General features: G+C 45.8%; 15 protein-coding genes. 8 read left to right on the plus strand and 7 right to left on the minus strand.

The annotated features are described in order from the left end of the window. The first annotated feature begins 514 nt into the window (after nt 1-514). From dnm_RS16505 to dnm_RS16520, 4 genes are all read left to right on the plus strand, one after another. Nucleotides 515-799 (plus strand): HPr family phosphocarrier protein, encoded by a 285-nt coding sequence (locus tag dnm_RS16505; protein ID WP_207678016.1) that lies wholly within the window; start codon nt 515-517, stop codon nt 797-799. Between the two features lie 6 nt (nt 800-805). Next, nucleotides 806-2,599, plus strand: a complete 1,794-nt coding sequence (ptsP, locus tag dnm_RS16510; RefSeq protein ID WP_207678017.1) for a phosphoenolpyruvate--protein phosphotransferase — start codon at nt 806-808, stop codon at nt 2,597-2,599. Nucleotides 2,600-3,160: 561 nt separating this feature from the next. Beyond that, nucleotides 3,161-3,619, plus strand: a complete 459-nt coding sequence (gene smpB, locus dnm_RS16515; RefSeq protein WP_207678018.1) for an SsrA-binding protein SmpB — start codon at nt 3,161-3,163, stop codon at nt 3,617-3,619. A 327-nt stretch (nt 3,620-3,946) separates the two neighbouring features. After that, entirely contained in the window at nt 3,947-6,604 is a 2,658-nt protein-coding gene (locus tag dnm_RS16520; RefSeq protein WP_246556007.1) for a CBS domain-containing protein, read from the plus strand. A gap of 332 nt (nt 6,605-6,936) precedes the next feature. Here dnm_RS16520 and dnm_RS16525 read toward each other — a convergent pair whose 3' ends face one another. Further along, the gene (locus tag dnm_RS16525; RefSeq protein ID WP_207678019.1) at nt 6,937-7,908 is read right to left on the minus strand and encodes a thioredoxin family protein; all 972 of its coding nucleotides are present in this window, start codon (nt 7,906-7,908) and stop codon (nt 6,937-6,939) included. Between the two features lie 67 nt (nt 7,909-7,975). Beyond that, the gene (locus tag dnm_RS16530) at nt 7,976-8,383 is read right to left on the minus strand and encodes a helix-turn-helix domain-containing protein (RefSeq protein ID WP_207678020.1); all 408 of its coding nucleotides are present in this window, start codon (nt 8,381-8,383) and stop codon (nt 7,976-7,978) included. Nucleotides 8,384-9,030: 647 nt separating this feature from the next. Here dnm_RS16530 and dnm_RS16535 point away from each other — a divergent pair. Then, nucleotides 9,031-12,609, plus strand: a complete 3,579-nt coding sequence (locus tag dnm_RS16535; RefSeq protein ID WP_207678021.1) for a CHAT domain-containing protein — start codon at nt 9,031-9,033, stop codon at nt 12,607-12,609. Between the two features lie 12 nt (nt 12,610-12,621). Then, nucleotides 12,622-13,995, plus strand: a complete 1,374-nt coding sequence (locus dnm_RS16540; protein WP_207678022.1) for a CHASE2 domain-containing protein — start codon at nt 12,622-12,624, stop codon at nt 13,993-13,995. A 4-nt stretch (nt 13,996-13,999) separates the two neighbouring features. Here the strand turns inward: dnm_RS16540 and dnm_RS16545 are convergent, their stop codons facing one another. Continuing rightward, nucleotides 14,000-14,167, minus strand: coding sequence for a hypothetical protein (locus dnm_RS16545; RefSeq protein ID WP_207678023.1), 168 nt, complete (start codon nt 14,165-14,167; stop codon nt 14,000-14,002). 33 nt (nt 14,168-14,200) lie between these two features. Between dnm_RS16545 and dnm_RS16550 the strand changes: the two genes are divergently transcribed. After that, a complete protein-coding gene (locus tag dnm_RS16550; RefSeq protein WP_207678024.1) occupies nt 14,201-15,133 on the plus strand; it encodes a hypothetical protein in 933 nt (310 codons plus the stop codon). 155 nt (nt 15,134-15,288) lie between these two features. Here the strand turns inward: dnm_RS16550 and dnm_RS31320 are convergent, their stop codons facing one another. Genes dnm_RS31320 through dnm_RS16570 form a run of 4 tightly spaced genes read right to left on the minus strand, consistent with a single transcriptional unit; the run spans nt 15,289 to nt 20,126 of the window. Continuing rightward, a complete protein-coding gene (locus dnm_RS31320) occupies nt 15,289-15,612 on the minus strand; it encodes an oxidoreductase dimerization domain-containing protein (RefSeq protein WP_337833617.1) in 324 nt (107 codons plus the stop codon). Then, entirely contained in the window at nt 15,510-16,319 is an 810-nt protein-coding gene (gene purQ / locus dnm_RS16560) for a phosphoribosylformylglycinamidine synthase I (RefSeq protein ID WP_207678026.1), read from the minus strand. The genes dnm_RS31320 and purQ overlap by 103 nt, the downstream gene beginning before the upstream one ends. A gap of 26 nt (nt 16,320-16,345) precedes the next feature. Next, nucleotides 16,346-17,050, minus strand: a complete 705-nt coding sequence (locus tag dnm_RS16565) for a hypothetical protein (RefSeq protein WP_207678027.1) — start codon at nt 17,048-17,050, stop codon at nt 16,346-16,348. 37 nt (nt 17,051-17,087) lie between these two features. Continuing rightward, nucleotides 17,088-20,126, minus strand: coding sequence for an AIR synthase-related protein (locus dnm_RS16570; protein ID WP_207678028.1), 3,039 nt, complete (start codon nt 20,124-20,126; stop codon nt 17,088-17,090). A gap of 402 nt (nt 20,127-20,528) precedes the next feature. On the opposite strand from dnm_RS16570, the gene dnm_RS16575 reads away from it, so the two are divergent. Further along, nucleotides 20,529-21,518: a universal stress protein gene (locus dnm_RS16575; RefSeq protein WP_207678029.1), complete on the plus strand. Its 990-nt coding sequence runs from the start codon at nt 20,529-20,531 to the stop codon at nt 21,516-21,518. Nucleotides 21,519-21,839 lie beyond the last annotated feature (321 nt).

Consider the following 21,839-nt stretch of genomic DNA (forward strand, 5'->3'; position numbering starts at 1 on the left):
TGATGTTTTTTGATAAAAGTTTTTATTTTAAAATGTGAACATTTCCATTATTCAACAATTCTGATTCTGATGACTTTTATATCTTACCAGCAATTCTGATTTGAGAAATAATCAATGCAAAAATTCATGTAGCATAAGATATTATTGATCTTAATTTCAATATATTATGCTTTTATAGGTATTTGTTTACAATCAAAATCAGAATGCCAGTATGTTACGGTGTATTCCAAAACAGGATGTTGAACCGCCAGGAAGCGATTTTCACCTCTGTTGATTTTTCCCTTTATTTTATTTTAAATTTCTGCTGAAGTTATACTGGCGGGCAGTATATTGGAGCATTTTAGATATCCCGGGAATGAATAACATTTGTTTTTGGTCATCAGATTTCTGTCAAAATAACCCTAAAAAAACTGATTATCAAATTTTAACATTTATTTTTTAATTTTAAGGAGTGTTGAAAATACTGTCACAAAGCATTGAATACAGTTTTTCAGACAGACAAGTACCTCAAAATATGGACCGTTCATTTAAAGAATTTTCAAAAGATGTTGTTATCGTAAACGAATTGGGCCTTCATGCAAGATCAGCAGCCAGAATAGCGGAAATTGCGGGCAGTGCGAAATCAGAAGTACGAATCAGAAAAGGAGAGGAAGAGGTGGATGCGAAAAGCATTATTGACATGCTTACGCTCGGATGTGCAAAAAATTCAACGATAACAATAAAGATTGGCGATTATGACTCAGATATTAATATCCTGAACCGTATTGTCGAATTGGTTGAAAGCGGATTTGGAGAATAAAGGAATATGTCGGATACAGACCCCCGGGAAATCGTACTCAAAGGCATCGGGGCTTCTCCCGGTATATGCATTGGAAAAGCCTATCTGGTTGACAAAGAGGGCGTGGATGTTGTCAAAAAGTATTTTGTCCCAAAAGAGAATTTGCTGAATGAGAAAAATCGTTTCAAGACAGCCGTGAAAAAGGCGAGGGATAACCTTCATAAAGTCATTGAAGATACGCCTGAGGAGCTTAGGGATCATGCCAATATTCTTAAAACCCATGTGGCACTGCTCAGAGACAAAATGTTATATGGAAAAATTATTGAAATCATTGAAAAGGAAGAGGTAAACGCGGAATGGGCACTCAGAAAAGTCTCGGCAGACCTTCAGGCAACATTCAGGAAAATGGCCGATACTTATTTCAGAGAGCGGGCCACAGATATCGGTCAGGTTTCCGACCTTATTATGCAGAATCTGATGGGCACGGATCATGAGAATATCAAAGACATTGACAAGCGGGTTATCCTTGTGGCCGAGGACCTTTCCCCCGCGGAAACAAGCCAGATACAACTGGAAAAAATAATGGGATTTGTCACGGACCGCGGGGGGGTGACATCTCATACAGGTATTATTGCCCGGACACTTGAAATTCCCGCACTTCTGGGCATTGATCGTGCTACAAGCATTATCCGCAATGATGACCTTATCATTGTGGATGGTTCAACTGGTGAGCTGATTATCCATCCCAGTGAGCAGACCCTTGTACGATTTGTAAAACGCAGAATAGAATATGAAGCTCACAAGGCTAAAATTGCACGCGGTAATCATCTTCCCGCGAAAACCTCTGACGGCGCTGTTATTCATATTATGGGAAATATCGAGCTTCCCGAAGAAGTGGTATCTGTTAAAAATTACGGCGGGGACGGCATCGGTCTTTACAGAACGGAATTCCAATATTTAAGCCGTTCTGATTTTCCCAGCGAAGACGAGCTGTCTGATAAATACAGAGATGTCATAGAGGTCATGGCACCGAATCCGGTAACAATTCGCACCCTTGACATAAACGGAGACAAAGCCATCTCCCGGCATCCGGATTCTCTTGAACCGAACCCTGCTCTGGGACTTCGGGGCATCAGATACTGCCTGAAAAAGCCGGATGTTTTCCGGATCCAGTTGCGGGCCATCCTCAGAGCGGCCGCGGGATTTGATAATGTCAGAATCCTGTTCCCCATGGTGTCCGGCGAGGAAGAAATTCTTGAAGCCAAGGTGATACTGAATGAGGTCGCAGATTCTCTTGAGAAGGAAGGCTTTAATTTAAGCAGAAATATTAAAATCGGAGTCATGATTGAAGTGCCTTCCGCGGTGATCATGGCCGATACTATCTCAAAAGAAGTTGATTTTCTGAGTATCGGCACAAACGATCTCATCCAATATACGCTGGCAATAGACAGGGGAAACAAGGAGGTCGCGCATCTTTACCAACCGCTTCATCCTGCGATTATCCGTATGCTTAAACGAGTGTCGGACGCGGCAAGGGAGAATGATGTGAAGGTGTTTATGTGTGGCCAGATGGCGGGGGACCCTGTTTATCTCCCCATATTGTTAGGTCTGGGGATACGTGAACTGAGCATGAGTCCTCTGGGTATCCCCACCATAAAGCACGTGATAAGACAGCTTAAATTCGAAGATACAGAGCGTTTCGCAGAATCTGTTCTCAGACAGACAACCGCCGAGGCCATAATGAAATTGCTGAAAGATACTTACGGCGATATTCTTTTTCAGAAAAATAATATTCAGGCCACCGATCAACAGCCTCAGTAGTTGACCAGCATGGTCTTATCCGGAGTGCAAAAATTTTATTTTTGCATAATCTTATCCGGAGTGCAAAAATTTTATTTTTGCATAATCTTATCCGGAGTGCAAAAATTTTATTTTTGCATAATCTTATCCGGAGTGCAAAAATTTTATTTTTGCATAATCTTATCCGGAGTGCAAAAATTTTATTTTTGCATAATCTTATCCGGAGTGCAAAAATTTTATTTTTGCATGGTCTTATCCGGAGTGCAAAAATTTTATTTTTGCATAATCTTATCCGGAGTGCAAAAATTTTATTTTTGCATAATCTTATCCGGAGTGCAAAAATTTTATTTTTGCAAGTGCGAAAATAAAATTTTCGCACTCCGGACCGGAAAAATGCTGATTCTGCGAAAAAAGTTTTGCCCAAGCTGCTTATCCGATTTTTCCTGTCACACCTGCTTCCCCGGAAATAAGCAGGTTCGCGCCGGAGTCTGTTTAAAAAATGATCACCAGATGAGAATCTGACAATATAACCCTTTGTTATTATATACGGAATCTGGCGAGTCAAAAGGAGATACGAACATAATGGAAAAAAGAAATATAAAAATGGTAACTGAAAACCGAAAGGCCCGACATGACTATTCTGTCATAGATCAGTATGAAGCAGGGATGGTCCTTTCCGGAACCGAAGTCAAATCGCTCAGAGTTGGCCGCGCACATTTGAAAGATTCCTATGCTAAAATTAAAAATGGAGAAGTGTTTGTTCATCAGATGCATATCGGCCCCTATCCCTTTGCCTATTATGGGAATCATGATCCCCTGAGACCCAGAAAACTGTTGCTCCACAATCATGAAATCAAAAAATTGATTGGAAAAGTCAAAGAAAAAGGATTTTCGCTTATTCCTTTAAGGGTATATTTTAAAAATGGAAAGGCAAAAATGGCAATTGCGCTTGCAAAGGGTAAAAAAAGCCATGACAAAAGGGAAGCTATCAGAAGGCGCGATGAACAAAGATATCTGGAAAGGGAAAGAAAAGACTTCTGATCTGCCTGCCAATAACCGGCTATATTGAGCGATCAGCCCTCAGCTTTCGGTCATGCAGTTTCAAGCATGTCATAACGGAACAGCCTCTCATCCGGCAGGTGAGGAGATAAGTACCTAAGCAAAAGTTTTTTATATACTTTTTTTCCGTGAGCCGCGGAGAAACCCGGCTTTTTCCTTTATCCGGGACGCATCATTCCGGAAAAAAAGCCGGGTTTCTTCCTCAGGCAGATATTAAAAATTTATGGTTAGGTACTTAATAACGATACAGATGCTGTGAACTGACTGCTGTGAAAGCTGATCGTTCATCTGAGAAGGGGACATACACTCTTGAGTTTTCAAAAAAAAGACCTTACCGTCATCACAACCCATATTAATGCCGATTTCGACGCGATGGCTTCCATGCTTGCCGCGCATAAGCTGTATCCTGCCTCTCTTGTGGTTTTTCCCGGTTCCCATGAGAAAAACCTGAGAAATTTTTTTATCCAGTCCATGGTCTATCTTTTTAACATGGCAGACATCAGAGATGTTGACTTCTCAGATATAAAGCGGCTGGTTCTGGTGGACACAAGGCAGCCGGGCCGAATCGGAAAGTTTTCCTCCCTTTTGGAAAAGACTGATGTGGAAATCCACATCTATGATCATCACCCCCCCGCGGACAACGATATTATGGGGCATTACGAGATCATCCGGCCCACCGGAGCAACGGTCAGCATTCTCACGGAGATCATCAGGAAAGAGGAGATCACAGTTTCTTCTGACGAGGCAACGATCTTATGCCTGGGGATTTATGAAGACACGGGTTCTTTTACATTCCCATCCACCACTGAAAAAGATTTTATGGCTGCCGCGTTTCTCCTTTCAAAAGGAGCAAAGCTTGATATTATCTCAAATCTTATTGCAAGGGAACTGAGCTTGGAACAAGTCGGAATCTTAAATGACATGATCCAGGCAGCGATTCGTTACAATATTAACGGCGTTGAAATTGTGATGACAACGATCACCACGGAGAATTATGTTCCTGATTTCGCCTTCCTTGTTCATAAGATAATTAAGATGGAAAATATGAGTGTCATTTTGGCGTTGGCGAGAATGGGGAACAAAATTTACATCGTGGCGAGAAGTAAGACACCTGATGTTGATGTCGGTGCCATCCTCAGTCCGCTTGGGGGGGGAGGTCATGCGTATGCGGCTTCCGCAACAATTAAGGAAAAAGCCTTGGCTCAGACAGAGCATGAATTACTTGAAATCCTGCGTAAAAAAGTCAAGTCAAGCAAGCGCGCAAAAGACCTGATGTCTTCTCCGCCCATAAAAGTCAGACCTCATGTTTCATGCAGAGAAGCCAGAACATTGCTGACACGGTATAACATCAATGCGCTGCTGGTGATGGAAAACATTGAGGGAAAAGATCATATCCTGGGATATATCACACGCCAGGTGATCGAAAAAGCCCTTTACCACAAGCTGGATGCTGTTCCGATTCGGGAATACATGATGGCGAAACTCGGAACCGTCAGGCCCGATTCCGAGCTTCCGGAAATACAGCGGAAAATTATTGACAACAAACAGCGGCTTCTTCCTGTTGTGAACAAAGAGATGGTCATCGGCATTATTACCCGGACCGATCTTCTGAATATGCTTGTTCAGGAATCCCAATATACGAATCAGAACGAACCGGATCCGTTTAATGATCCGCTTCATGCCAGAACCAGAAATGTCACCCGGTTCATGAGGGAACGCCTCTCAAAGGATATGATTAATATCCTCAGAAATATCGGCAAAGTTGCCAGCGAACTTGAATGCGGGGCCTATGTCGTGGGAGGATTTGTACGTGATCTGTTTCTGTACAGAGCCAATGAAGATATGGACATTGTCATAGAAGGGGACGGCATTGCATTTGCAAAAAAATACGCGGCAATGCTGAACGCGAGGATTCACGCGCATGCAAAGTTCGGCACAGCAGTCATTATCTTCCCCCACGGCTTTAAGATAGATGTGGCTTCCGCGAGAATGGAATATTACAGGTTTCCCGCGGACCTCCCCACTGTTGAGATGAGTTCCATAAAACTGGATCTTTTTCGGAGAGATTTTACCATCAATACGCTGGCGATTCAGCTGAACCCTGACAAATTCGGCACACTGATTGACTTTTTTTCCGCACAAAAAGATATTAAGGAAAAAGCCATAAGGGTGCTTCATAATCTAAGTTTTGTGGAGGATCCTACGCGGATATTCCGTGCCATAAGATTCGAGCAGCGTTTTGGGTTTTCCATTGGAAAACTGACATCAAGACTGATTAAGAATGCTGTTAAAATGGATTTCTTCAAACAACTGAGCGGCAGGCGGGTGTTTACCGAACTGCGTCTGATTCTTCAGGAAGAAAACCCCACCCCTGCCATCAAACGACTTGATGATTATGATCTGCTGCAAGTCATTCATCCTTCCATAACGCCGAACCAGAAACTTATCTCTTTGTTTAACGCCGTCAAAAAGGTGTTATCCTGGCACGATCTGTTGTTTCTGGAAGAATCGTATATGAAATGGGTGGTTTATTTTTTGGCAATTACTCGCTATTGCAATGAAAAAATATCCAGGGATATTTGTGAAAAACTTGAACTGGCCCCCCGCCACAGTGTCATTTTCTGCAAGGAGCGTTTTGAAGCGGACAAACGCCTTTTCTGGCTGAAACAGAATTCTCCGCTGACAAATAGCAGCATTTACCGAAATCTTTTCAGCTTCAGAATCGAACTGATTTTGTATATGATGGCCACGACAAAACAGGAAAAAGTAAAAAAATCCATTTCCCAGTATGTCACCCAATTAAGGCATGTCAGGACATCACTGGCAGGCAGGGATTTGAAGAAAATGGGGATTGAGCCGGGGCCGATTTATCGGGAAATTCTCGAGGCAGTGCTGGATGCAAAGTTAAACGGATTGCTGAAAACGCGAAATGACGAACTTATTTTTGCCCGGAATTATGTGTTATGATTTATATGAAAGTGTTGGGTGTTGGGTGTTGGGTGTTGGGTTTTGGGTGTTAGGTGTTAGGTGTTAGGTGTTAGGTGTCAGGTGTCAGGAAAAAAAGTAAAATTTTCATTGTTCGTTGTGACTGGCAGGCCATGACTGTTTATATGAAAGTCCGGAGTGCAAAAATTAAGCGAAGCGGTTTTTTGCAGAGACCTTCATGCCTCGTTGTGACCGGCAGATCATGGCCGTTTATATGAATTGGAATTTGGAATTCATTTGGAGTTTGGTGTTTGCAATTTGTTATTGCCGCTTTATCCGGGTTAGAAGTTAGAAAAAAAACAGTGCCTGTTTTTTTAACTTCTCTGTTTTATTTTTTCCATTGCCTCTTCCGCGGCTTCTTTGATTTCTTCATGATACTGACCCGCTAAAATCATTTCCAGCTTCGGAACAATCTCATAACCCCCTGTCTCTCCTAAAATGTGGATAATGTCCCCCCGAATCTGATTTCGCTGATCCTGAAACCGCCTCCATAAAGGTCCGACAATTTTGGCAGCCAGTTTTTTATTTTGGTCGGCGATCTCTTCTGCTGCTGCCATTGCGCCCAGACGAACCGAAAACTGCTCATGCACGAGAACATCAGGAAATGCCGGGAAAATATCCTTTTTCTCAATCATCATCTCCGCGAGCTGAAACGCGTTTCCCTCCAATATCATTGTTTCCATAGACGCGGCCCCGAGCTTCGCAGGATCACGGCTTGCCATAATTTCTGCCAGTTCTTCAACTCGAACCGAACCTGTCCATCGGAAGTTTTCGTCAAGCAGAACCGCAGGCACGGCTCGAATATCATCTGATGCCGCCATTTCCGGGAAAAGGGCACCGTCTGTTATAGTCAGATGTACGAATTTATTTGCAAAAGCCAGCGGAATCAGTTGCCGTGCTGTTACGGGACAAAAAGGACATTGCGGAGAAACATATAATCTGAGCAAGGCAGGTATTCTGATTTTACTGAGAGGTTCCCGGATATGCTCGGGGATGGAAATCTCTTTCTTCTGAGACATGAAAATCGCCTCCAGAAATGGTTCCAGTTCAGTACCCAGCGGAATGGCATGATACTCGATATCGTCGCTTATTCGGATTGCCGGGAGATTGTTCGAGTCATCCTGTTCTTTGATGATACGAATCTTAAAAGCAATGCGAGACAAATCCTCACAAAAATCACCAAAGCCCGAGCTTCTTTCATCTTCGGTCAAAACAACACGGACCTGAATATCCTCGGACAGCTTATCATTCCATTTCCCAATCTGTTTTTCTTCCTGCGGCGTCATTCTTATTTTGTCATCCTAAGTTCATAAATGATTTTGTAACGATTTGATGAATAATTTTTTTAAATTATCAACGATTCCTTTTCCGTTTTTTTTTGACTACGCGTTTCACCGTGGATCTGCTGACTTTTTTACCTCGTTCAGCTTCGAGTGCAGTGATGATATTGTTCACCGAATGCGGTTCCTCTTTCGCCATTTTCTGAACAAATTCTTCCTCCTCTTTGGTCAGCGCACGGGGTCTGCCGGGACGCGGATTGTCGTACAATCCTCTGAGACCGCTCTGCTCCCAGTTGTCTATTGTGGCAGAAACTGTCTGACGGGTCATCTGACAGATATCCGCTATTTTTTTCAGCTGATAACCTTTATTACTGAGGATGATCACGTGGGATCTGTCACGTACTCTGGCGGACGGATGATTTTTGTGTGCGGATTGCAGGGTAATCAGTTCACGTTCCGTCAGTTCGCGAACATTTTTCATAACGCAGACTCCTTTCAGAAAATTCGGATTAATTTTTTCATGTTTGCCATAAATTATATATCATATTTTTTAATTGTCAAAAAATTATTGATCAAATTTCTGATCCTGAAGACTTTGTCGTATAATTCGGGTATAGGGACACCTGACACACCGCTGTTTTCTATCACTCGATAACCAAGTTTTTTTATCATTCCTGCGAAAGCAGGAATCCACTGCTCCCGGAAGCGTGGTTCCGTTGCCCGAACCCTGATTAAAGGATTGCGGGATTTTCAGGATTTCTGTCAGACGTCCGAAATCTGAAGTATTTCTGAGATCATTCCGAACAGCAGTGTAGAAATCCTGAACATCCTTTCATCCGGTGAATCAGGGTTCGGACATTTTTTTCTTTGCATTTCCTTTCAAAATATGACAGTTTTATGTCTGTATTGGGTAGTATATGACCAAATAAGTTCTGGGGTGCGGCAAAAAGTACAAGGAAAGCGTATAAGAAAGGGAAAATGGGCCTTCCCCTTCCCCTTCTTATCCTCTTTCCCTGTTACTTTTGGAAACAGATCAGCAAAATCCGTCAGAATCAGAAAAAAATCCGTGGAAATCCGAAAAATCTGTGAAAATCCGTGGTTCAGAGCCTACATAGGAGACTAAAAAACATGAAAAAACGAATTCTTACGATCATATTTGGCGTATTTATGGCATTGGTCTGGGCAGCGGGTGCGGTGGCAGAGCTTTCCGGAGAGGAATTTATCAGGCAATTTTTAGAGGCGGTAAAAAAGGAAGATAAGGCCGGGATGGAGAGGCTTTTTCAGGAGAACCCGGAAACAGCCAAACAGATAGTACAGGAAATGCGGAAAGAAGATGACCCGAATATAACTGAAATGGATCGTCTGAATGAAGAAGCCGAAAAATATTGGCTTGCATCAAGGTATCCCGAAGCCATTGCTAAATTGGAAGAAGGTCTGAAGCTTGCCAAAAAATCGAATGACAAAAAGTATATTGGCAGATTCCTTGGAAATATTGGCATAATGTATCAAAATCTTGGACAGTATGAGAAGGCATTGAGCCACTACGAGCAGGCTCTGGCGATTCATAAGGAAATCGGCGACAGAAGGGGCGAGGGTTCTGACCTCACCAACATCGGCGTGGTGTACAGAAATCTTGGACAGTATGAGAAGGCACTGAGCCACTACGAGCAGGCTCTGGCGATAGACCGGGAAATCGGCGACAGAAGGGGCGAGGGTTCTGACCTCACCAACATGGGCGTGGTGTATCAAAATCTTGGCCAGTATGAGAAGGCACTGAGCCACTACGAGCAGGCTCTGGCGATAGACCGGGAAATCGGCGACAGAAGGGGCGAGGGAAATGACTTGGGCAATATCGGAAATATATATCAGCAAACAGGTCAATACGAAAAATCTCTGGAGTATTATGAACAAACACTGGTCGTTATGAGAGAAATTGGAAACAGAAGGGGTGAGGGCGGTGTCCTGACCAACATCGGCGTGGTGTATGACGATCTTGGCCAGTATGAGAAGGCACTGAGCCACTACGAGCAGGCTCTGGCGATAGACCGGGAAATCGGCGACAGAAGGGGCGAGGGTTCTGACCTCACCAACATCGGCGTGGTGTTTCAAAATCTTGGCCAGTATGAGAAGGCATTGAGCCACTACGAGCAGGCTCTGGCGATAGACCGGGAAATCGGCGACAGAAGGGGCGAGGGTTCTGACCTCACCAACATCGGCGTGGTGTTTCAAAATCTTGGCCAGTATGAGAAGGCACTGAGCCACTACGAGCAGGCTCTGGCGATTCATAAGGAAATCGGCGACAGAAGGGGCGAGGGTTCTGACCTCACCAACATCGGCGTGGTGTACAGAAATCTTGGACAGTATGAGAAGGCACTGAGCCACTACGAGCAGGCTCTGGCGATTAAGAAGGAAATCGGCGACAGAAGGGGCGAGGGTTCTGACCTCACCAACATGGGCGTGGTGTATCAAAATCTTGGCCAGTATGAGAAGGCACTGAGCCACTACGAGCAGGCTCTGGCGATAGACCGGGAAATCGGCGACAGAAGGGGCGAGGGTTCAGACCTCACCAACATCGGCGTGGTGTTTCAAAATCTTGGCCAGTATGAGAAGGCACTGAGCCACTACGGGCAGGCTCTGGCGATTAGGAAGGAAATCGGCGACAGAAGGGGCGAGGGTTCAGACCTCACCAACATCGGCGTGGTGTTTCAAAATCTTGGCCAGTATGAGAAGGCACTGAGCCACTACGAGCAGGCTCTGGCGATTAAGAAGGAAATCGGCGACAGAAGGGGAGAGGCTAATGGTTTGGGCAACTTGGGAAGTGTGTATGGCAATCTTGGACAGTATGACAAGGCTCTCCTGTCCTTTGGTGAAAGTCAGAAAATCTTCTCCGAAATCAAGGCAAAAGATGTGCGTTGGAAGTCGCTTTGTGGACTTGCTCGGGTCGAAGGTAAACTGGGAAAACACAAAAAAGCTGTTGACCATTATTCTCAGAGTCTCGATATTATTGAAGAACTCCGATCCGGGATCACGAAAAAAGAATCCAAAACCTCCTTCATGCGAGGCAAACTCTATGTGTATGATGAATTCATCGAACTCCTGCAAACCCTGCACAAAGAACATCCGGGCAAAAAATACGACAAAAAATCCCTTGAAATCTTCGAGCGCAAGCAGGGCCGCATTTTTCTTGAGGAAATGGGAGAAAGTGGTTCGAAAAACTTTGCGGATTTTCCCGATGAAATCAGGCAGAAAGAGATCAGCACAGGAAATGCGCTCGCAAAAATCCGCTCCCAGATCACAGCAGAGCAATCCAAGCCTGCCAAAGACAGGGACAACAAACAGATCCGCACACTGGAAGCCAGAGAAAAGGAGATCAAGGCACAAGCAGAGGCATTGCAAAAAGAGATCAGAACCGAACATCCCGAATATTATGCCCTGAAATATCCGAAACCAGTCAGCCTTCCCGAACTTCGTCAGAAAGTTCTCAGACCGGGCCAAGTCATGCTGGTCTTCGGTGTCATGGAGAAAAGCGCCTGCCTGTGGGTCATCAGCAGGGAGGCGTTCAAATTCCTGACCATTGACATCAGCGAGGCGGCGCTCACAGAAAAAGTAAATGCCTTCAGACACGGCACGGACATGATACTGAAAGCATACAGAGAAAAAGCCCCGGGACTCAGGCTTGAACAAATTTACAGAAAATCAAAAAAACTCATGCAGCAGGCCGGATTCACCCTATACAATCTGCTCATGCCGGAAAACGTCAGAACGCTCATCTCCCGGACAGAGACCCTGTATGTCATCCCCACTTCGAGCCTGTACGGCCTGCCTTTTGAGGCATTGGTGACAAAAGAATCTGAGATCCGTTATCTCGCGGAAGATCATGCCGTGGCATATCTCTCCTCGGCCTCCCTTCTCAAAGTGCTGCGAGAGTCACAGGCAAGGAAAAAGAAACCCCCCCGGCATCCGTTTCTCGCATTTGCACATCCCGTGTATAAATCCGGCAAATCCGGCACATTGCGGAGCGGAATCTCTGAAATCAGCAAACTGCGTGCCAGTGCGTATCAGGATTTCATGGGCAGTCTCTCCGAACTCCCGGAAACCGAAGCCGAAGCAAGGGACATCATGAAAATCCTGGGCCCGCCTGCGGAATCCGACCCGCTGCAACTCAGGGAAAAAGCCTCCCGGAGCAATGTGTTCCGGTTCAGCAGGGAAAACCGCTTAGATGATTACCGCTATGTGCTGTTTGCCTGCCACGGACTCATCCCGGATCACAACATCACGAACCGGATATTGCAGCCTGCCCTGGCCCTGTCCCATCCTGACCCTGAAAACCAGGAAGCCGGATTTCTCACAATGGCGGACGCATTTGGCCTTAAACTGAACGCCGATCTTGTGGCACTCTCCGCATGCAACACCGGCAGACAGGACACAGCCGGCAATGTACGGAAAGGCGAAGGCGCAAGAGGGCTGACCCGTGCGTTCATGTATGCGGGAACCCCCGCAGTCTCAGTGACCCTGTGGTCTGTGGAATCCGAATCCGCAAAAGTGCTGAACACGGGCCTGTTCAGAAACCTCAGCGCCGGGAAAAACCGTGCCAAGGCACTCAGGGAGATCAAACAGCGCATGATCAGCGGCAAACAAGGCGCACTTTATCAGCATCCTTTTTTCTGGGCGCCCACGGTGATCTTCGGGTTGGCAGAGGAGGAGTAATAAATCTGCCTTATGAAGAAAATACTGCAAATAAACTGGACAGACCGAAAGAGACGCTTTATCCTGAATATCTTCTGGGGCATTGTGGTGTCTGTGCTGATCAATTTTGTTGCCCCTCACACAGATATGGGCCACACTGTCCTGAACGAGCTTTATGATTACCTGGTGATCAAAGATTTCAGACAGGCAGCGGAAAAAGGAGATTTTCCCATTTCCGACCGGATTCGCATGGTGACTTTTGACCGGGACACTTACAGGGCCAGCCACACCCGGGGGCTTTGGACTCCCCGGGATCTGGCAGGCGAGAGCATTCTCAAGAGCCTGGAACTGGGGGCAAGGGGGGTTGTGGCAGATATTGCCCTGAACATCCCCGCGCCCGTGTTCCGCAAATCCGATAAAAAAGATGAAAACGAGGAATTTCTCGAACTGCTGAAGGATGCGGCAGAATATGCCAGGTATGAGAGCAATGGTGCGGTGATCATTCTTGCCCGCGGGGACAGAGACACCCGAATGAACGATGAGGAGAAAAAATACTGCGATGATTTCGACAAGCTGATTGACACTTATAAGGATGTCATCAAAACAGGCAGCCCCGGGGCTTTCGAGCACGTGTCCGATTACCAGACCCGTCTTTTTCGCTTTTATGAACGGACAAAGCAGAATGAGATTTTCTTTTCCATTCAGATACTGGCGGTCACTTATCTCCTGACCAGTCGTGACGAGGGAAACCAGCTGATCAAAGACAAAAAAAAGGAAATCCTCAAAGGGAATGAAAATATCACCATGAACATCCCGGGCCGAAAGACCATACAAATCCTTGATCAGACAGACCTCAGCCGTGAATATCTCTCTGCCCGGTATATCTTTCGTGTTGCCCCGAGAGCGGTGCTTTCAGATCATGGAATAGAAGATGATCCGTTTATCAAATATCCGCAACTCAAGCTGTCTCCTGAAGCATTGCTTGATGAGGAAGGAAAGCCTTACAGGGACAAGGTCGTTCTGATCGGATCTGAGAATCCTGAAATCGGAGACATTCACCTCACGCCTCCGGGCAGGATGAACGGCATTTTCCTGGTTGCCAATGGAATCAACCTGTTTCTGGAAGGCTTGCAAATCCATGAGTTGTCAGTCGGGATCAAAATTCTTGTGGAGGTGGTCTGCATCCTTGTTTCAGCAGTGTTTTTTGTCTGGTGTCATCCGACAGTGGCGTTTTTTATTCTGGCCGGGATATTCTGGCTCATAAACTCGTCCTACAGCCTGGTGCTTTTCAGCAGGTACGGGCTGTTTGTGGATGTGTGGTTTCCCATTATCGGAATCGGTGTCAGCAGGATCATCGCAGACACCGACAACTTAGTTTTAAAATGGGTTTTTAAAAGCCCGGCCTGATTCCTCATTTCCTCGCTTCCTCGTTTCCTCGTTCCCACGCTTTGCGTGGGAATGCCTTCCGGACGCTTCGCGTCCCGTGCGGCAGGCGGATTCGTGACGCGAAGCGTCTCTCCTGCATTCCCACGCGAAGCGTGGGAACGAGATTGACGAGATTGGTGAGGGGTTTTTCCATCTACTGATAATGAAAAGAAAAGGAGGTTTTGTTATGATTCGTAAGGCATTGTTCATGGTATTTCTCGGAATACAGATTTGTTTTTTCATGGGGTTTGCGGCCCTGTCCTCTGCATCTGACGGGCATCTCGGAATGCTGAAGGTTCCCTCCGGGGTAAAACCCGTGAAATGCTACAAGCTCTTACGGGAAGGCAACCCGGTGAAGCCAAAGCATAATATGCCCGTGTTCGTGGGCGACGTGGTTGAGCCGCTTCCAAAGCAGCATGTCCGGCTGATTTACAGGCATCCGGGTTATGAAGAGGATATCTGCCAACGGAAAATAGTGGGAGTGCCGCAGAAATTTATCGAATCTGAAAATGGGAGGATAAGACCACGCGGGATAATTACCCCCAGAGGCGGTGATTCTGACGCTCCGTGCTTTCCGTCCCGTCCCCTGAACCTCTCGCCCTGGCCTGTGAACACCGCGACGGTTCTTGCCGGAGAACCCATTGTTTTCAGGTGGTACGACGCAAAAATTGATTTGTGTGATGAGGTCATGCTGGTGATTGTTCCCTCCGGCAAAAAGGCACCCCGTATTGAAGAGAAAATGCAAGCCGGAGAGCTGAAAACAGTGAATGCGGATCTCAACCCCGGGCAATCTTATGACTGGTTTGTGGAAAAGATAACATCTGCGGAGAAAGAAGAAAATGAACCTCGGGTGTCTGAAATCGGTCATTTCAAAGTATTGAGCGCAGAGGCATCTGAAAGCATCCGTAAGCAGTTGGACAAAGTCGGAAAACAGCATGAGGGACACTCTCCCCTGCTTTATCAGGCATTGTATCTGCAATTTATCAGCAATCCCGCAAAAGGAACAGACCTTTATGCGGACAGTCTGAGGCTTCTCAAAAAATATTTGGAAGAAAACCCCAGTCCGTATAACATAGTTGAAAATCTGCAAAAACATTGCTGGCCCCCGGAACAGGAATGAGAGAATGTCTGAACCCTGATTAAATGTCTGAACCCTGATTCAGCTAATTACACGAATTACACTGATTAAAAAGTGAATATAATCCGTGCAATCCGTGTAATCCGTATAAATCTGTGGTTCAGCCCCTTCTTTTCTGTATTACGTTGTCTGTCTGCTTATGACGCATAAATCGAACATTTCCGAACTGCCATTGCCGCTTCCTGAAACACCTCGGCAAAGGTGGGATGGCCGTGAATGGTGCAGGAGATATCTTCGGAACTCGCAACGAACTCCGCCGCAAGCACACATTCAGTGATCATGTCCGCGGCGCGCGGGCCGATAATATACACGCCGAGGATGCGGTCTGTTTTGGCATCGAAGAATTCCCATTTAAAAATTAAAAGAATTTTACAGCATTCTGAAACAAACGTATCCCCACAGTCACACCTGAATCCCCGGACCCGCCCTGACGTTTCATTTCTTCTTTGATGCGTGTCCAGTCCGGGTGGCTGGTCCAGTGGCTGAAGGCTTCAGGATGAGGCATAAGACCGAAAATTCTGCCTGTAGTGTCACATATTCCGGCAATATCAGATATGGACCCGTTGGGATTAAAAGGACGCCTGCAATCTGCAAGTTCCCCGTCCCGCGTGGCATATTGAAGCACAACCTGCTTATTGTCAAAAAGCCGCTTAATTGTAGATTCATCAGAATAAAATTTTCCCTCACCATGCCTTATCGGAAGCTCCATCTGATCCAGTCCGCGGGTGAAGACACAAGGAGAAGCCGCGTTGACCTTCAGATTTACCCAGTCGTCCCTGAAATTTCCACAGTCATTATATGTCAGCGCCACAGACCGGGTCTTGTAGTCTCCGTCAAAGCCAGGCAAAAGCCCCAGATTTACAAGGGTCTGGAATCCGTTGCAGATTCCAAGCACAAGATTTCCCTTTTCAATGAATTCAAGAATGTTATCCCCGATATTTGTTTTCAGACGGACCGCCTGAATCACACCGCCCCCATGATCATCTCCCCAACTGAATCCCCCCCCGAACACCATCATCTGAAAATCTTTAAGTTTTACAGATCCGTCAATAAGGGAATTGATATGAACCCGGGTGGCTGATGCCCCTGCGAGTTCAAGTGCATAAGCAGTCTCATGATCGCAGTTCAAGCCATACCCGGTTAAAACAAGTGCATGTACATCGCTCATATTATTTTCTCCACATGTATATCTTCTCAGGAAAATATTTTTCCATTAAAATCCTCTTTGTTCACTATTGCGGCCCCGCCCTCGTCACTCTGGGTCAGCACATAAAGCCCCGCGTCTTCCGCATAACGGGCGATCTCATCCTTCATCACCAGCGCACCGATACCTCCCAGCAGCCTGCGGTTTCCGTACTTTGGAAAAGCATTTTTGAATTTCGGGAGCTTTTTGCTGACAAAGCGGTCAATCATCCTGGTGTCCAGTTTGTTTTTGATTTCGATGACCAGCACGGATTTCTTGTCGGCTGCCACAATATCATATTCGGCTGTCCCCTTTTTTTTCAGATTTCGGATCACCCTGTCAAAAACAAAGGATCTGTCCCGGAACAGATATTTCACATTGCGGTAAAACAGATCCTCGGCAATTTCCCCTTGCACAAGTCCCATATCACCTAGCTGTTTCCCCACAGCATCCAGTTTTTTTATGGTCTTCTGAAGCAGCATTTCAGTTTTCTTCTGGAAGTTCTTCATATCCAGAATCTGCTCATCGGTTTTTTTCTGGGACTCTCTGAGTTCCGAAATCTGTTTATCCGTTTTCTTCTGGGAGTCCTTCAGATCCAGAAGCTGCTCGTCGGTTTTTTTCTGGGACTCTTTTAGTTCCAAAACTCCCTGGATGAATATATCCAGATTTCTTTCTATTCGATCTAAGCGGCTTTCGCCTGTGTCTTGCTCTTCCATTTTTTTCACCAATTCTTCATCATCTTGTAAAGCGCTTTCAGATCAGCCCGGCAAAAGGGGATTTCCATGCTGTTTTAAGCTGCTGAACAGGAACATTGAGAAGCGTCCTTTTATCAATTCCCTTTGCTATAAAATCAGATCCGTTGGTGATTTCTCCGATGCAGGCACAGGGCATCCCCTTAAAAATCGTTTCGAATTTTTTCCTGTTTGCAGGGTCAATGGTCACAATGAAGCGGCCCGCAGATTCTGAAAACAGAATCACATCATTCCGACTCACCTGTTCCGCAGGCACTAAGCTCAGATCAACATTCATCCCGATATTGCCGCCCATTGCCACCATTGCGAGATGGACACCCAGCCCGCCGCGATATATTCCATGAACTGAAGCCACAAGCTCCTCTTTTATGGCATGGCACAGCCCCTTATAAACAGGTATGAACTGATCCGGGAAAACTCCGGGAACATTTTTCCCGATATGCCCGAAATGTTCGTAATATTCAGAAGCCCCGAGCTCGTCGCGAGTTGCGCCCAGAACATACACCAGATCGCCCGGTATCTTAGCATCCATGGTGACACATTTGGTAATATCATCAATAACACCGATGCAGGAAAACTGAAGCGTCTCAGGCGCTGAAACTTTATGCGTTTCCCCGTATTTTCCCGGAAGATGGCCGTCAACATACATACTGTCCTTGCCTGACAAAAGAGGAATTTCATAAGCCATACACATATCCCGGAGTGCCCGGCATGAGCGCACCAACTGAGCAGCCTTGAATTTGCCATCCGGATTATTTTCAGGATGATACTGAATATTGGGCCAGCAGAAATTATCCACCCCGCCGATATGTTCCAAATTTCCTCCGACCGCAATCAGTCTGCGAACCGCCTCATCAATCGTACAGCTTGTCATATGATACGCATCAATCACCGAATAAGCAGGAAGCAGCGCCTGAGAAAAAGCAAGCCCTTTCCCCCCAGTTTCAAGTTTCAAGTTTCCAGTTTCAAGTTTCCAGTTTCCAGTTTCAAGTTTCGAAATCACGGCCGCGTCGCTGTTCACATCACGATCCTCACCCACAAGCGGCTTAATCACGCTGGTTCCCTGGACCTCATGATCATATTGCCGGGTGATCCATTCTTTGGAGCAGATATTGGGGCGTGAGAGCATATCCATGAGCAGACGGTCATAATCCCGGGGTTCACTGAGAACAGGCTCGGTCATTCCCCGGTCATGCGGGGAGAGCCACTCCGCATCAAACTCCCACTGGGGAAAACCGGATTTCAGCAGATCAAGATTCACATAAGCACAGGTTTTTCCGTTATAAGTAATATGAAGCTTGCCTGAATCCGCATACGTTCCGATCACCGTACTCTCGACCGCATGTTTTTCAGAAAGCGAAAGAAACCGCTGAATATCTTCGGGTCTTACGGCCACCGTCATACGTTCCTGAGATTCTGAAATCCAGATTTCCCACTGGTCAAGCCCTTCATATTTTAACGGCACTTTTTCCAGCTGAATCTCACACCCGTTGCTGAATAACGCAGATTCTCCGACAGAAGAGGAAAGTCCCCCGCCGCCATTGTCTGTGATAAATTGTATCAGTCCCTCATCCCGGGCTTCCAAAAGAAAATCGTGCATTTTTTTCTGGGTATAGGGGTCGCCGATCTGAACATGACCGGCCGGGGTGTTTTCGGAAAACACCTCGGACGAAGCCGTCACGCCATGAATACCGTCCTTGCCGACCCGTCCCCCGCACATGATCACCATTTCCCCCGGGGACGTTGTTTTCTGTTCCGCGGGTTTGCCGTCCACCGTGGCAGGCATTATCCCCACGGCCGTCACAAAAACCAGGCATTTTCCCATATATCCCTGATGAAAAAGAACCTGACCAAAAGGGGTGGGAATACCGCTCTTGTTGCCGCCATCCCGCACCCCTTCAATCACACCGTCCAGCAGACGCCTCGGATGGAGTTTCGGCCTGAGATCACCGTCATAATCCCGGGGTCCCACACAAAATCCGTAGCTCCCCATAACCAGTTTTGAGCCTTTGCCTGTTCCCAGGGGATCACGATAAACTCCCACAATGCCGGTGATGGCTCCGCCATAAGCTTCCATATTGGACGGAGAATTATGGGTTTCCCCGGTAATCACATAATAATGATCATCGTCAAACCGTCCTGCCCCGGCATTATCCCACAGCACCGACACCACCCACGGCTTTTTTTCTTTTAATTCAAGGGTCGGGGCTTTGATACAGGTTTCAAAAAGATTGTCAACAATCTCAACAGATCCGTCCGCGCCCTCCTTGTAGCGGAACAATCCCTGAAAGGTATTGTGATTGCAATGGTCGCTTCTGGCCTGGGAAATATATTCAAGTTCAATATCCGTAGGCTCGGAAAGGCCCGCAAGGGCACGTTCGGCCTGAACTTTTTTGTCCAGAAAATAAGCCCTGATAATGGGAATATCATTGGGATTCAGCGCCAGGTTCCGCTCATCGCTGATTTTTTTCAGGGTTGCATCGCTGTCAATGGGAACGGATGTCACTGTTGGTTCATGATTGAGGATGACTTTGGGAATGATCATTCCGGTCCCTTTTTTAGGATTCCACTGTTTTTGAGGAATAATCTTCCATTGCTGAATAAGATCATTTGCCAAAAGCTCACCCGCGATCATGTCCGCGTCTTTGGCGGTCAGCCCGTCCCCTTTCAGGCAGTAGCGTTTGGATGTGTAAATGGCTTCATCCGGCCCCGTTTTTATTCCCAGGATATCTTCAACAGCCTCCATGGCCGTACTTCCGGGATTATCTTTCACCCCTGGCCGGTATCCGACCCAGATTGTCCAGTCAAAGTCAACCGGAAGAGGCGCATATGAAGAAATATCTGTGACAGGATTTGTGAAAATTTCAGTTCGGATTTTTTCCAAGTGATCCGCAGACAGGTTCACATCAATGGTAAGCACACGGATGGTGCGGACCTGTGCAAGTTCAATTCCAAAATAGTTTTCTGCCTTTTGGCGGATTCCTTCGCCTTCGGCATCGAAAAGATCGGTTTTAAGCGTTATTTCAAGTTGATATGGCATAGTTTTTATTGATTAAAGATTGAGTTTCGGTTATTTGAATTTGTTTCGGATTTATCCTGTGTATTTTTTTAAAATATAAATAATAAACCTGAAAATCAACCAGAAAGTTGAAATTTTTATACAATCTGTATTGTTTCAGATATTATTCTGAATTTTCAGCGGGGCGGGAATTCTTGCAAAATGCTTCTGATTCTGATACAAAGCAAAAGTAAAGGATCACCGCGGATGAACATTTCGGACGGGGTTGCAAACTCCGTCCGGCAAAAAGGCAAAAAAGTTGAAGGATTGATTTATCATCCAATTCAATTATTCGGGAAAAGCTTGACTATCAAGTATGAAACTGTTCCGAGTTTCAAGTTTCGAGTTCCGAGTTTCAAGTTTCGATTTAGAAAGGAGGGTAAAATGTTTAAAAAAATATTAGCAGCAACAGACCTGATAACAGCTTCTGATGCGCTGGTTTTAACTGCATCGAAAATTGCTGAAAAAGATAATGCAAAACTATGTATCCTTCATGTGCTTGAATCCGCTTCTGTTGAAAATCGTTATCTTGTAAAGCATTTCATAACAGGACAGGAAATTATCGCAGGCCCGGAGTACGAGGAAACCGTCAGGGCGGAACTCAGCAAAACTTATGCTGACATTTTTAATTCCCATACAGATTATGAAATCAGAGTAACCCCTGGTTTTCCCTGGGAGGAAATTCTGAGATGGGCAAGGGAATTAAACACAGATATGATCGTTGTAGGCCCTCATTCCGGAAATGCTGAGGAAAAAGGCGTGGTCAGAGTGGTCGGAAAAATCGGAAGTACGGCAGAAGGCGTTATTACGAGAGAGAACTGTCCGGTGATGATTGTGAATTCATCTGTTTCAAATGAGAAGCTGAGGTTTAAAAGGGTGCTGGTGGGTATTGATTTTTCTAATTCCTGCGAATGTGCGCTCTGTTTTGCGGTCAAACTGGCTCAGAGATACGGCTCAGAACTTTTTCCCTTTCATATGCTGCCAGTGCCTCCCATTCCCAAATATTCCCGGGCAGATTATGAGGCAGATATTCGCACATCAGAGAAGAAATTTGAAAACTTCTGCCATGACTTCCTCGACGGAACAGATCACGAATATAATATATGGGGAGGTGCGTTGCCGCATTTGGAAATTTTAAAATGTGCTGAAAAAAATAATGCGGATCTGATTATAATGGGTTCCCACACTAAGGAAAAGGCCGGGAAATGGTACGCGGGAAGTGTGGTGGAACGGGTCAGCTTCAGAGCGAACTGTCCGGTTATCGTGATCAATGATCCTGAAGTGTTGTTCTCATGGAAGGACAGTCTGACCGAAAAAGTGAGAGCAGACAAGGAGAGGGACAGACGGATCCATGTCTATAGCAAAAATGAATAAGCCAGGGCTAACCCCTCCTGGCTGAAAGCAAAATCACCCTGAAGATCACCGGATATATTTTTTTACCGACTGTGTAAGAAAAAAGATGTTTGTGTGTATCTTAAAATCAAGAGGAAAATTTCAGGGATGCTTATTTAAGCGAAATGAACAACATCGGGTAATATGTAAATTTTTATATTGATCCAAATAAGTTAGTTTCGACTCTCACAATCAGGCGAATGAAAATTTTATTTTCGCATGGCATGACAGCGACGGGTTTATGCGAAAAATAAAATTTTCACACGCCTTCAGGCCCTGTCTTTATGCTGATGTTTATTTAGC

The sequence above is a fragment of the Desulfonema magnum genome, from assembly GCF_017377395.1.
In the GTDB taxonomy this organism is placed as follows: domain Bacteria; phylum Desulfobacterota; class Desulfobacteria; order Desulfobacterales; family 4be13; genus Desulfonema_C; species Desulfonema_C magnum.